This is a genomic window from Sphingomonas sp. LC-1 (assembly GCF_025371035.1).
GTDB lineage: Bacteria > Pseudomonadota > Alphaproteobacteria > Sphingomonadales > Sphingomonadaceae > Sphingomonas > Sphingomonas sanguinis_E.
Map to the genome: position 1 here is coordinate 372,887 of NZ_JANZXB010000001.1, position 13,285 is coordinate 386,171.

Genomic DNA, 13,285 nt, shown 5'->3' on the forward strand with positions numbered 1-13,285 from the left:
GTCATCACCGTCACGACCGAGACGCCCCCCGTTCCCGTCCCCCTGCCCCCCAGCCCACCCATGGCGACCGGCGGCGGCTATGTGCCGGCGGTGATCGGCGGCTGGGGTGGTTTCGGCGGCGGCTGGGGCGGCGGCTTCGGTGGAGGGCTCGGCGGGGGCTTCGGATTTGGCGGCGGCGGATCGAGCGGAAGCGTCGTCATCTCCTCGACCAGCAGCGGCGGATCGACCTCCACCTCATCCGCATCGGGCGGCTCGGGCGGGTCGTCCAGCTCGACCGGCGGCGTCAGCAGCACCTCATCCTCGGGCAATGTGTCGAGCACCTCGTCGAGCGGCAATGTTTCCTCGACGTCTTCCACGGGCGGATCGTCGACATCATCTGGCAACGTCTCCTCGACATCCTCCACGGGCGGGTCGTCCACATCGTCCGGCAACGTCTCTTCGACGTCGTCCACCGGAGGGTCCTCGACTTCGTCGGGCAACGTGTCCTCGACCAGTTCGTCCTCGGGCAATGTCAGCTCGTCGAGCGCGTCCAGCGCCTCTTCGGCGTCCTCGGCTTCCTCCGCGTCGTCGAGCGGCTATGGATCGAGCAGCGATGGCTGGTCGTCCAACGGTTCCTCGGCCAGTTCGGCCTCCAGCGCCTCCTCCGCGTCGAGCGCATCGTCGGCGAGCAGCGCTTCGTCATCGGGCAGTTCGACCGGTGGCCCGCCGACCCCGGTTCCCGCTCCGCCAATGGTCCTGCTGTTCGGCGGCGCGGCGGCGGCGCTGGTGATCCGGCGGCGCCTGGCCAAACCCAAGGCCGCCTGAACCATCGCTCCGCCGTCGCCGGCGGCTTGCGCTACGCCTTTTGCAGCGCAGCTTCGATCTCGGGCACCGGATGCCCGGTCAGATCCTTGGCGAGCTCGCCCACCAGCCGGTCCTCGACCGTCTTGTGATAATGCTTGCGCAATTCGCCGAGCGTCTTGGGGGGCGCGACGACGATCAGCGCCTCGAACTCGTTGGCGAGCGCCCGCCGCTTGAGCATGTCGGCCGTCTCGGCGGCGAAGCGGTCCTCTTCCTGCTGATGATAGTCGGTTTCGCCCATCGAACCGCGCGCCGGCGCGAATTGCGCCCCCTGGCCGCCGCCGCCCGCCTGATTCGATCCGCCTTGCGCGATGGCCGGGGCACCCGGTCCGCTCTGGGTCGAGGAAGCGGAACCCGCTTTGTCGGTCTTCTGGTCGCGATCGGCGGGATTGGGATGCTCGACCGCGTGTTCGACGACCAGATTGGGGTATTCGGCATCGCCTTCGTTGCGAAAGAACAGGCTCTTGCGGCCATCGACGACCAGCACGAAGCTGTTATGCGGCACCTGCATCGGGTTTCTCCTTGTCTGTGCAAGGGGATAACGCGAGGTCACCGGCACGGGTTGCGTGACGGCGGAGCGGAGGCCATAGCCTCGCCCCCATGCACGACATTCGCCTGATCCGGGATGACCCCGCCGCCTTCGACGCCGCGCTTGCCAAGCGGGGTGCCGCGCCCCACGCCGAGACGCTGATCGCGATCGACGAACGCCGCCGCGCGATCGTCGCCGAAGCGCAGGCCGCGCAGACCCGTCGCAACGAACTGTCCAAGCAGATCGGCCAGGCCAAGGCGTCACGCGACGAGGAACGCGCCCAGACGCTGATGGACGAAGTCGCCTCGCTCAAGGCCCGGCTGCCCGAGCTGGAGGAACAGGAACGCCTAGTCGAGGCGGAACTGAATACCGCGCTCGCCGCCATTCCCAATCTGCCCGCCGCCGATGTGCCGCAGGGCGCGGACGAGAACGACAATGCGCTGGTCCATCAAAAGGGCGAGCCCATTTCCTTCGCGTTCGAGGCGCGCGAGCATGATGCGATCGCGCCCGCGCTGGGCATGGATTTCGAGACCGGCGTGGCGCTGTCGGGGGCGCGTTTCACGCTGCTGCGGGGACAGATGGCGCGCCTGTCGCGCGCGCTGGGCCAATTCATGCTCGACCGTATGACCGAGCAGCATGGTTTCGAGCTGGTCCAGCCGCCTCTGCTGGTCCGCGACGAAGCCGCGTTCGGCACCGGGCAGTTGCCCAAATTTGCCGAGGACCTGTTCCGTACCACCGATGGCCGCTGGCTGATCCCCACGGCGGAAGTGTCGCTGACCAACATCGTCCGCGAGTCGATCCTGAGCGAGGCGGAACTGCCGCTGCGCTTCACTGCGCTGACCCCCTGTTTCCGCTCGGAGGCGGGCGCGGCGGGGCGCGACACGCGCGGGCTGATCCGTCAGCATCAGTTCGACAAGGTCGAGATGGTGTCGATCACCACCCCCGACCAGTCGGAGGCCGAGCATGAACGGATGACCGCCGCCGCCGAGGGCGTGCTGGAGGCGCTCGCCCTGCCCTATCGCCGCATGCTGCTGTGCACCGGAGACATGGGCTTCACCGCTGCGCGCACCTATGACCTGGAGGTCTGGTTGCCGGGACAGGCGCGGTATCGCGAGATTTCATCCTGCTCGACCTGCACCGATTTCCAAGCACGCCGGATGATGGCCCGCTATCGCCCGACAGAGGGCAAGGGAACGCGCTTCGTCCATACGCTCAACGGATCGGGTCTCGCGGTCGGCCGGACGCTCGTCGCGGTGATCGAGAATTATCAGCAGGCCGACGGCTCGGTCGTCGTGCCCGAGGCCCTGCGGCCTTATCTGGGCGGACTGGCGGTGCTGGAGCCGCGCTGATGCGGATCCTGCTGACCAATGACGATGGCTATCATGCCCCGGGCCTGGCCGCGCTGGAGCGGATCGCCGCGACGCTGTCCGACGATGTCTGGATCGTCGCGCCCGCCGAAGACCAGTCGGGGACCAGCCGTTCGCTGACCCTGACGCGGCCGATGCGGTTGCGGCAGTTCGGCGAACGGCGCTTCGCGGTCACGGGCACGCCGACCGATTCGGTGCTGATGGCGCTGGGCGAGGTGATGGCCGACCGAAAGCCCGACCTGATCCTGTCGGGCGTGAATCGCGGCGCCAATCTGGGCGAGGATGTGTTCTATTCCGGGACAGTGTCGGCCGCGATGGAGGGTGCTCTGGCAGGCATACGGTCGGTGGCGCTCAGTCAGCGCTACGCCGTCCAGGGATTGGGCGACGCGGTGTCCTTCGCCACGGCAGAGGCCTGGGGAGAGCGGGTGCTGCGCCCGCTGCTGTCACTCGATTTCGGCCCCAGGACGCTGATTAACGTCAACTTTCCGCCGGTCCCGCCCGAGGCGGTGCGAGGAATTCGCGCCACCCGCCAGGGCCTGCGCGACTATGGCCGGGCGAAGCTGGAGCGACGTAGCGACCCGCGCGGATATGATTATTATTGGCTGGCGCTCGGTCGCCTGCCGCATCAGCCGGGCGACGACACCGATCTGGACGCCATCGCGGAGGATTGCATTGCGGTCACGCCGCTGCATCTCGACCTGACGCATCGCGCGTCGCTCGCTATGCTCGGCGCGGCCTATCGCTGATGACGGTCTGGGGGGACTTGGCGTGAATCGGACATCGAAGCCCATGGCGGGCGTCATCACAGCGTCGTTGCTGCTGTCGGCGTGCATCCCGAACATGGAGCCGCCCATGGTCACGCCCGAGCCGGTCGCTCCGCCTACCCCGGTCATGACACCGCCACAGACGACGGCCGCCGATCGTGCGCCCCGTCCGATCGCGCCGGCACCCCGGACGTCCGCACCCCGGACAGGTGCGCCGCGATCCACGATCCGCCGCTCGGTACCCGTCACGCCGCGTCAGTCACCCCCGCCGGTCCCGGTCCAGGCGCCCGTCCGGACCGCGCCCATCCCAGCGACACCGCGCGAGCCCGTATCCACGCTGCCCGCCCCTCGCCCCTCCTGGGAGGTGCGGCCCGTCACCCCGGATGCCAGGGAGATCACCGCATCGACCTATGTCGTCCAGTCGGGCGACACGCTGCGCGGCGTGGCCGATCGGACCGGCGCGGGGTCGGAGGTGATCGCGCGCGTCAACGGGCTGACCGCGCCGTACGTCATCCGCGCGGGACAGCGGCTGACCATTCCCGCCGGACGCTATCATTTGGTCCGATCCGGCGAGAGCGGCATCGCGATCGCCCGCGCTTATGGCGTGCCCTGGTCGCGCATCGTCGAGGCGAATGCGCTGGCCGAACCCTATGTGCTGCGCGCGGGACAGCGCATCCTGATCCCCGGTACCGCCGCAGGAACGCCCGTTTCGAGCAGCCTGGCCGAGCGGGCGGCAGCCTTCACGCTGGACGTGGACGACATCCTGACCGGCGGCGAACCGGCACTCGCCACCAATCAGGCCCCCGCCAAGCCCAGCGCGACGCCGGCCCGCGTCCTGCCCCCGACTGCCGTGGTCGCCGCGCCCAGCCGCCTGCGCTCGGGCTTTGCCTGGCCGGTCGAGGGCAAGGTGGTGAAACGGTTCGGCGCGGGCTCCAGCGGGGAGCGCAATGACGGCATCAAGGTCGCGGTGCCGGTCGGCACACCGATCAAGGCGACGGCGGACGGCGTCGTGGCCTATGTCGGCGACGGCATCGCCGCTTTGGGCGGGCTCGTCATCGTCAAGCATGGCGATGGCTGGACCAGTGTGTACGGTCACGCCTCGAAGCTGATGGTCCAGCGCGGACAGAGCGTGAAGCGCGGGCAGACGCTGGCGCTGTCGGGTCAGACGGGCTTTGCCGATCGCCCCGAGCTTCATTTCGAACTGCGCCGGGGACGCTCGCCGGTCGATCCGATGAGCCAGTTGCCCGGCCGTTGATCCTCTCCGCCCGATCCTGAACACCGCCTAACACGCTGTTCAGGATCGGGAACGCCACACCCTGTCATAGGTTGGGGACGATCATGGGGCCCCTGCCCCCGGGAGTTGGCGTATGAAGAAGATGTTCCAAGCTTTGGCCGCGATCGGCCTGACCATGGCGGGCGTCGCGACGACGACGGCGCTTCCCGTATCCAGCGCGCAGGCCCAGTCCTGGCGCGACGATGGCCCTCGTTTCGATCGCGACCGGCGTGACCGGCGTGACGATCGCCGTGACTGGCGAAACGATGACCGTCGCGATTGGCGTGGCGAGCGTCGGGGCTGGCGCGACGATCGCGGCCGGCGCCGGGACGATTGGCGCGGACGGCGCGAGGCGCGGACCCAGCGCGAATTTGATCGGGCGCGTCGCACCCCCGGCTATGTCGATCCGCGATCGCAGGGCGACTATACCAATTATAACGGTCGCGGCTCTGGCTACCGCCCCTGCAACTATGTCGAGCGCAACGGCCGGACCGTCTGTCGCTAAACCCATGTTCGCCGGAGGGTGACGAACGCGGATAGGGCGTGTAACGAGCGGCCATTATGGCATACACGTCCGATCTGCTTCGCACCCTCGATGAACGGGGTTACGTCCACCAGATGACCGATGCCGCCGCGCTGGACAAGCTGGCGGCATCGGGGGTGGTGCCCGGCTATATCGGCTTCGACCCCACCGCGCCGTCGCTGCACGTGGGCAGTCTGGTACAGATCATGCTCCTGCGCCGGATGCAGCAGACCGGCCACAAGCCGATCGTCCTGATGGGCGGCGGCACGGGCAAGATCGGCGACCCCAGCTTCAAGGACGAGGCGCGCAAGCTGCTCGCCGAGGACGGGATCCAGGCCAATGTCGCCTCGATCAAGCGCATCTTCGAACGCTTCCTGACCTTCGGCGATGGCCCCACCGATGCGGTGATGGTCGACAATGCCGACTGGCTCGACAAGCTGGAGTACATCCCCTTCCTGCGCGAAGTGGGGCAGCATTTCTCGGTCAACCGGATGCTGTCGTTCGACTCGGTGAAGCTGCGGCTCGACCGCGAGCAGTCGCTCAGCTTCCTCGAATTCAACTACATGATCCTCCAGGCTTATGACTTCCGCGAATTGGCCCAGCGCCAGGGCTGCCGCCTTCAGATGGGCGGGTCGGACCAGTGGGGCAATATCGTCAACGGCATTGAACTCGCCCGCCGCATGGACGGGACCGAGGTGTTCGGCGTCACCACGCCGCTGATCACCACGGCGGATGGCGGCAAGATGGGCAAGACCATGGCCGGGGCGGTCTGGCTGCATGAAGACCAGTTGCCGCATTTCGATTACTGGCAATTCTGGCGCAACACCGACGACCGCGATGTGGGCCGCTTCCTGCGGTTGTTCACCGACCTGCCGCTGGACGAGATCGCACGCCTCGAACGGCTGGAAGGTGCGGAGATCAACGAAGCCAAGAAGATCCTCGCCAACGAAGCCACCGCCATGTGCCGTGGCCGCGCGGCGGCGGAGGAAGCGGCCGAGACGGCGCGGCGGACGTTCGAGGAAGGCTCCGCGGGTGCCGCACTGCCGAGCTTTGCGGTCGCGGGCGGATCGATCACCATCGTCGATGCGCTGATCGGGCTGGGCTTCGCCAAGTCGAAGGGCGAGGCGCGACGCCTGATTGCAGGTGGTGGTGCGCGCGTGGACGGCGAGAAGGTAGCGGACGAGAACGCCGTCATCGCGGTGGGTGCCGAGCCGGTGAAGCTGTCGTCGGGCAAGAAGAACCATGGGTTGCTGACGGCGGGGTAATTCCCCTGGCCTTCGGCTTCGCTCACGCTGAACGGGGGTTTGGAGCAATACCCCTCTAAACCTCTGTTCCCCGGCGAAGGCCGGGGCCCAGTTTCTACCTCGCCGAAGAAGCGGGATAACGATGCGTGGGAGGCATCTTTCCCTCACCACCAACGGCCAGCAACTGGACCCCGGCCTCCGCCGGGGTACGGCTCGGTCGATAGGCCAGACCTCTCACCCCCGCCGAACCACCACCGCTCCGGCGATCACCAAGCCGACGCCGACGAGCTTTCCGACCGAAACCGGCTCGACCTTGACGTCGAACAAGCCGAAATGATCGACGATCAGCGCCGCGACCAACTGGCTGGCGATTGCGGCGGTCAGGGCGACCGAGATGCCCAGCTTCGGCGCGGCATAGGCCAGCACCGCAACAAAACCCGCGCCATAAAAGCCGCCCAGCCATGCCCAGCCGGGTGCGCCTTTCAGCGCCATAGGACTGGTCCGGTCGATCGCGGCCCAGGCCACCAACAGGACCACTGCCCCGATCAGGAACGACGTCAACGCCGAGAGTATGACCGAGCCTGACGCCTTGGCCAGCGCCGCATTGGTCGGCGGCTGCACCGCGAGGCCGATACCGGCGATGAGGACGAGGATGAGCGGTAAAAGGCCAGCCATATCCGCGCCCTAACGCCGGACGCGCCGCTTCGTTCAGCCCGAGCGCAACAACGCCACGCCCGCGTCCCGCTCGAACAGATAAAGTGCCGTCCGCGCTGCCTGGCCCCGCGGAGCCTCCAGCCCACCATCGCGGTCGATCAGCAAGCGTGCATCGTCCTGTGCGCATTGCATCAGATCGGCCATGTTTTCGGGCGTGGCGAGCCGGAACGCCATTTCCCCCGACTGCCGCGTACCGAGCAATTCGCCCGCCCCGCGCAACCGCAGATCCTCCTCGGCAATGCGGAAGCCGTCATTCGTCTCACGCATCAGGGCCAAGCGTGCCCGCGACGTCTCCGACAGATGCGAGCCGCGCAGCAACAGACACCGCGAAAGCCCCCCACCCCGCCCGACACGCCCGCGCAGCTGGTGCAACTGCGCCAGGCCGAAGCGGTCGGCATGTTCGATCACGATCAGGGTCGCGTTGGGCACGTCCACCCCCACCTCGATTACCGTCGTCGCAACCAGCACGCCCAGGCGCCCGTCTGCAAACGCCTCCATGACGGCGTCCTTCTCGGCAGGCTTCATCTTGCCGTGGACCAGCCCCACCCGATCCCCAAACCGCGCGCGAAGGGTTTCGGCGCGCATCTCGGCGGCGGCGAGGTCGGACTTCTCGCTTTCCTCGACCAGCGGGCAGACCCAGTAAGCCTGACCGCCATCCGACAAATGCCGGCCAAGCGCGTTGACCACCTCGTCCAGCCGGTCCTCGGACACGACGCGCGTCTCGATCGGCTGGCGACCGGGGGGCATCTCGTCCAGTCGGCTGACATCCATTTCGCCATAATTGGCCAGCGTCAGCGTGCGCGGGATCGGCGTTGCAGTCATCGCCAGCAGGTGCGGCGGTGCCTTACCTTTGGCGGACAGCATCATCCGCTGCGCCACGCCGAAGCGGTGCTGTTCGTCCACCACTACCAGCGCGAGATCGCGATAGGTCACGGTTTCCTGAAAGATCGCGTGGGTGCCGACCAGGATGTCGATCTCGCCTGCCGCCAGCGCCATCAGCGTGGCCTCGCGCGCCTTGCCCTTGTCGCGTCCGGTGAGCACCGCGATCTCGACCGGCAGCCCGGCGAGCGTCTTGCGGAGCGTCTCATAATGCTGGCGCGCGAGGATTTCGGTCGGGGCCAGCATCGCTGCTTGCGCCCCCGCCTCGACCGCGATCAGCATCGCCATCGCCGCGACCAGCGTCTTGCCCGCACCCACATCGCCCTGGAGCAGCCGCAGCATCGGCGCGTCCTGCGCCAGATCGCCCTCGATCTCGCGCACCGTCCGGCTCTGCGCGCCCGTCAGCGTGTAGGGCAGCTTGAGCATGTCGCGTAAGCGACCGTCGCCGTTCAACGCCCGCCCGCGCCGCTTGCGGGTGTCGGCGCGGACCAGCGTCATCGCTAGCTGGTTGGCGAAGACCTCGTCATAGCCCAGCCGCTCGCGCGCCTTCGCGTCGGCCGGATCGGCATGGATGCGGGCGAGCGCCTCCCTCCAGTCGGGCCAGCCGCGCTGCGCCTTCAGCCCCGGCTCGATCCATTCGGGCAGTTCGGGCGCGCGCTCCGCCGCCTGCATCGCGAGCGCGCCCAGCCGTCGGGAGGTGATCCCCTCCGACAGCGGATAGATCGCCTCGCGCTCGCGGAAATCCTCGGTGCTGTCGCCCAGGTCGGGATGGACGATCTGCAAATCCTGGCCGTAGAGGTCGAGGCGGCCCGACACGACCTTGGTCTCGCCGATCGGCAGCAGCTTCTTCACCCAGCCCGAATTGCCGCCGAAATAGACGAGCGCAACGCTGTTGCCCGCCGCATCCTCGGCGCGCACCCGTGTCGGCCCACGCGGGCTTGACGAAACGCGGTGCTCCTTCACGGTCAGCGGGATCGCGATCACCCGCCCCGCGTCCGACACCATCAGTTCCTCGCGGGGAAAGCGGTCGATATGCCCGGTCGGCAAATGAAAGGCGACATCGACCACGCGCGCGATGCGCAGGCGTTCGAGCGGCTTGGCGAGACCGGGCCCGACGCCTTTCAGCGACGTGACCTCGGCGAACAGCGGATTGAGGATATCGGGACGCATGACTAGATGGGTCTGTATAGCCTCTGCTTCGCGCGCCGCCAGAGCGTGCGGAGCCTATTCTCGTTGGATCGGAATCCCATGGACCACGAAACCCGTATCAAGCGCCTTCGCTTCCGCGCATGGCATCGCGGCACCAAGGAAGCCGATCTGATGATCGGCGGCTTCTTCGATGCGCATCACGAAACGCTCAGCCCCGAAGAGCTCGACTGGTTCGAGGCGCTGCTGGAGGAACAGGATGTAGACATCATGGCCTGGGCCATCGGGACGCAGCCCTGCCCGCCGCAATGGGACGGCCCGGTGATGCAGCGGATGCGCGCGCTGAATTTCGTACCGATCGCCCGGTAACATCGTCGCCCCAGCACAGGCTGGGGCCTTTGGCGGCTGTTCTTCCCTTGCCGCACGAGATCCCGGCCTTCGCCGGGATGACGGATGAAGGGGAAATTTCCCGCGACACGCGTTTGGCCCTCCGCTTTCCCCAGCTTCGGAACCCCATGCCCGATATCAAGACGATCCTGACCGCCAAGAGCCCGCTGACCCTGTCGGGCGTTCCGGCGGGGTTCCTGCCGGTGCTGCTGGCCGACCTGTCGCGCGCCGCGACGACCCGCGCGGTCTTCATCTGCGCCGACGAAGCGCAGATGCGCGAGCTGGCCTCGACCGCGACCTATTTCGCGCCCGAGCTGGAAATCTTGCAGATTCCGGCCTGGGACTGCCTGCCCTATGACCGCGCCTCGCCCACCCTGCGCGTCATGGCGGAGCGGATCGCGGGGCTGCACCGACTCCAGGCCAAGCCGAAGACGCCGCAGCTGGTGCTGACCACTGCCAATGCCGTGACCCAGCGCGTATTGACGCCGTTCCGCATCCGCCAGCTGGTCGCCCGCCTGGCGCCCGGCGAGCGGATCGGGCTGGAGAAGCTGTCCGCGCTACTCCTGGCGAACGGCTATGTCCGTACCGAGACGGTCCATGACCAGGGTGAGTTCGCGGTGCGCGGCGGCCTGGTCGATCTGTTCCCCAGCGGCGAGGAACAGGCGCTGCGGCTCGACTTTTTCGGCGATGAGATCGAGAGCGTCCGCACCTTCGACCCCGCCGACCAGCGGACTACGGGGCGGATCGAGGGCTTCACGCTGCTCCCCGCCTCCGAAGCGCTGCTCGACGAGGAATCGATCAAGCGGTTCCGTACCCGCTATCGCGAGACCTTCGGCGCGACCGCGACCGGCGACCCGCTCTATCAGGCGGTGTCCGAGGGGCGGCGCATGGCGGGCATGGAGCATTGGCTGCCGCTGTTCGAGGAGAAGCTGTCAACGCTGTTCGACCATCTCGGCGATGGTGCGGTCGTCGTGCGCGACAATGGCGTTGCGGCGGCGGCGAGCGGCCGGTTCGACGCGATTGCCGACTATTATGAGAACCGCAAACGCGCCGAAGCCGCGCAGCCGGGCAGCTTCCGCCCGCTGCCCGCCAAGGCGCTCTACCTGACGAACAAGGAATGGGAGGCTGGGTTGGAGGCGGCGACCGCGCACCTCGTCTCGCCCTTCCACGAGCCGGGAAGCGCCATCGTCCTCGATTTCGAGGTGGACGGCGCGCGCGACTTCGCCCCCGAACGCGCGGCCCATGCCAATATCTATGAGGCGGTGGTCGATCATGTCGAGGCGCTGCGCAAGGAGGGCCGCAAGCCCGTCCTCGCCAGCTATTCCAACGGCGCGCGCGAGCGGCTCGGTAGCCTGCTGAAGGATCACGGGCTGAAGGGGGCTAAGGCCGCCGACACCTGGCAGGAAGCGCTGGGCATCGCCGATACGGCGAAGAGCTTCGGCGTGGCGCTGGTCGTCCTGCCGCTCGACCATGGCTTTACCGCACCGGGCATCGCGGTGCTGACCGAGCAGGACATGCTGGGCGACCGGCTGGTCCGGCGGCAGAAAAGGCGCAAGTCGGCCGATGCCTTCCTGGCCGAACTGGCGACCCTCTCGCCCGGCGATCTGGTGGTGCATTCGGATCACGGCATCGGCCGCTATGAGGGGCTGACCTCGATCCCCGTGGGCAAGAGCCCGCATGACTGCGTCGCGCTGTCCTATGCGGGCGGCGACAAGCTGTACGTGCCGGTCGAGAATCTCGAAGTCCTGACCCGCTACGGCTCAGGCGAGGACGCCGCGACGCTCGACCGTCTCGGCGGCGAGGCGTGGCAGCGGCGCAAGTCGAAGATGAAGGAGCGCATCCGCGAGATCGCGGGTGAACTGATCGCCACCGCCGCCGAACGCGCGCTGCGCCCCGGCGAGGTGGCCGAGCCCGACAGCGCAGGGTATCCGGCGTTTGTCGACCGTTTCCCCTATGAGGAAACCGACGATCAGGACCGGGCGATCGACGATGTGCTGGGCGACCTGATTGCGGGCAAGCCGATGGACCGGCTGATCGTCGGCGATGTCGGCTTCGGCAAGACCGAGGTCGCGCTGCGCGCCGCCTTCGTCGCGGCGATGGCGGGAATGCAGGTGGCGGTGGTCTGTCCGACCACGCTGCTCGCGCGCCAGCATTACAACAACTTCGTCGCCCGGTTCGAGGGTTTCCCGATCAAGATCGGCCGCCTCTCCCGCCTCGTCACCGCGACCGAAGCCAAGAAGGTCAAGGACGGCGCGGCCTCGGGCGATATCGATATCGTCGTCGGCACCCATGCGCTGCTGGCGAAGAATGTCGAGTTCAAGCGGCTCGGCCTCGTCATCGTGGACGAGGAACAGCGGTTCGGCGTGACCCACAAGGAACGGCTGAAGGCGCTGAAGGCCGATGTCCATATGCTGACGCTGACCGCCACGCCGATCCCGCGCACGCTGCAAATGGCGATGTCGGGCCTGCGCGAGCTGTCGGTGATCCAGACGCCGCCGGTCGACCGCCTGGCGGTGCGCACCTATGTCATGCCCTGGGATCCGGTGGTGCTGCGCGAGGCTCTCTTGCGCGAACATTATCGCGGCGGGCAGAGCTTCCTCGTCACCCCGCGCGTCGCCGATCTGCCGGATATTGAGGAATATCTGCGCAAGGAGGTGCCCGAAGTCCGCTATGTCGTCGCACACGGCCAGATGTCGGCCACCGAGGTCGAAGAGCGCATGTCGGCCTTCTACGACCGGAAGTTCGAGGTGCTGGTCTCGACCACCATCATCGAAAGCGGCATCGACATCCCGTCCGCCAACACGATGATCGTCAACCGCGCCGACCGCTTCGGCCTGGCTCAGCTCTACCAGCTGCGCGGGCGGGTCGGCCGATCGAAGACGCGCGCCTATGCCTATATGGTGACGCCGCCAGAGCGGATGATGACCGAGGCGGCGGAGAAGCGGTTGAAGGTGCTGTCCGACCTGGATTCGCTGGGCGCGGGCTTCCAGCTGGCCAGCCACGACCTGGATATTCGCGGCGCGGGCAATCTGCTCGGCGACGAACAGTCGGGGCATATCAAGGAGGTCGGTTACGAACTCTACCAGTCGATGCTGGAAGAGGCGATCCTGGAGGCCAAGGCGGGTGGCGCGTTCGAGAAGAAGCGCGACTTCTCGCCTCAGATCACCGTCGATGCACCGATCCTTATCCCCGACGATTACGTCCCGGACCTCGACCTGCGCATGGGGCTGTATCGCCGCCTCAACGACCTGGAAAAGCACAGGGAAGTCGAGGAATTCGCCGCCGAGATGATCGACCGCTTCGGCCCGCTGCCCGAGGCGACCGACAATCTCATCCAGGTCATCAAGATCAAGCTGAACGCCAAAACGGCCTGCATCGCCAAGATGGACGTCGGCCCGCGCGGCGTGCTGATCGCCTTCCACGACAACCGGCCGCCCAATGTCGATGGGCTGTTCGCCTATGTCGAGCGGCTGGGTGAGCTGGCGAAACTGCGCCCCGATGGCAAGCTGGTGCTCAACCGCGCCTGGCCGGATGCCAAGGCGCGGCTACACGGGGCGTTGCAACTGTCGAAGGGACTGGCGAAAGCGGCCGGTTGATGACGCATTCCTCCCCGTTTCGA

12 protein-coding genes are annotated in these 13,285 nt (G+C 67.5%); 7 read left to right on the top strand and 5 right to left on the bottom strand.

Going from position 1 to position 13,285, the window contains the following annotated elements; translation table 11 throughout:
• Positions 1-77: 77 nt before the first annotated feature.
• From NZL82_RS01770 to NZL82_RS01780, 3 genes are all read right to left on the bottom strand, one after another.
• Positions 78-509, bottom strand: coding sequence for a hypothetical protein (locus NZL82_RS01770; protein ID WP_261268060.1), 432 nt, complete (start codon positions 507-509; stop codon positions 78-80).
• Between the two features lie 66 nt (positions 510-575).
• Positions 576-809, bottom strand: a complete 234-nt coding sequence (locus NZL82_RS01775) for a hypothetical protein (RefSeq protein WP_261268061.1) — start codon at positions 807-809, stop codon at positions 576-578.
• A 26-nt stretch (positions 810-835) separates the two neighbouring features.
• A complete protein-coding gene (locus tag NZL82_RS01780; RefSeq protein ID WP_261268062.1) occupies positions 836-1,351 on the bottom strand; it encodes a host attachment family protein in 516 nt (171 codons plus the stop codon).
• Positions 1,352-1,440: 89 nt separating this feature from the next.
• Here NZL82_RS01780 and serS point away from each other — a divergent pair, with 89 nt between their 5' ends.
• From serS to tyrS, 5 genes are all read left to right on the top strand, one after another.
• On the top strand, positions 1,441-2,718 hold the full coding sequence (serS, locus tag NZL82_RS01785; RefSeq protein WP_261268063.1) for a serine--tRNA ligase: 1,278 nt from the start codon (positions 1,441-1,443) through the stop codon (positions 2,716-2,718).
• The gene (gene surE, locus NZL82_RS01790; protein ID WP_261268064.1) at positions 2,718-3,482 is read left to right on the top strand and encodes a 5'/3'-nucleotidase SurE; all 765 of its coding nucleotides are present in this window, start codon (positions 2,718-2,720) and stop codon (positions 3,480-3,482) included. The genes serS and surE overlap by 1 nt, the downstream gene beginning before the upstream one ends.
• 22 nt (positions 3,483-3,504) lie before the next feature.
• Positions 3,505-4,755, top strand: a complete 1,251-nt coding sequence (locus NZL82_RS01795; RefSeq protein ID WP_261268065.1) for a peptidoglycan DD-metalloendopeptidase family protein — start codon at positions 3,505-3,507, stop codon at positions 4,753-4,755.
• A gap of 112 nt (positions 4,756-4,867) precedes the next feature.
• Positions 4,868-5,278 carry a hypothetical protein gene (locus NZL82_RS01800; protein ID WP_261268066.1) on the top strand — a complete coding sequence of 137 codons (411 nt, stop codon included), beginning with the start codon at positions 4,868-4,870 and terminating at the stop codon, positions 5,276-5,278.
• A 56-nt stretch (positions 5,279-5,334) separates the two neighbouring features.
• The gene (gene tyrS / locus NZL82_RS01805) at positions 5,335-6,561 is read left to right on the top strand and encodes a tyrosine--tRNA ligase (RefSeq protein WP_261268067.1); all 1,227 of its coding nucleotides are present in this window, start codon (positions 5,335-5,337) and stop codon (positions 6,559-6,561) included.
• 213 nt (positions 6,562-6,774) lie between these two features.
• Here the strand turns inward: tyrS and NZL82_RS01810 are convergent, their stop codons facing one another.
• Together NZL82_RS01810 and recG are read right to left on the bottom strand one after the other, a co-directional pair.
• The gene (locus NZL82_RS01810) at positions 6,775-7,215 is read right to left on the bottom strand and encodes a DMT family transporter (RefSeq protein WP_261268068.1); all 441 of its coding nucleotides are present in this window, start codon (positions 7,213-7,215) and stop codon (positions 6,775-6,777) included.
• A 33-nt stretch (positions 7,216-7,248) separates the two neighbouring features.
• A complete protein-coding gene (gene recG, locus NZL82_RS01815) occupies positions 7,249-9,303 on the bottom strand; it encodes an ATP-dependent DNA helicase RecG (RefSeq protein ID WP_261268069.1) in 2,055 nt (684 codons plus the stop codon).
• A gap of 78 nt (positions 9,304-9,381) precedes the next feature.
• Here recG and NZL82_RS01820 point away from each other — a divergent pair, with 78 nt between their 5' ends.
• Together NZL82_RS01820 and mfd are read left to right on the top strand one after the other, a co-directional pair.
• A complete protein-coding gene (locus NZL82_RS01820; RefSeq protein ID WP_061779069.1) occupies positions 9,382-9,648 on the top strand; it encodes a succinate dehydrogenase assembly factor 2 in 267 nt (88 codons plus the stop codon).
• Between the two features lie 146 nt (positions 9,649-9,794).
• Entirely contained in the window at positions 9,795-13,262 is a 3,468-nt protein-coding gene (mfd, locus tag NZL82_RS01825) for a transcription-repair coupling factor (protein WP_261268070.1), read from the top strand.
• The last annotated feature ends 23 nt before the right edge of the window (positions 13,263-13,285 follow it).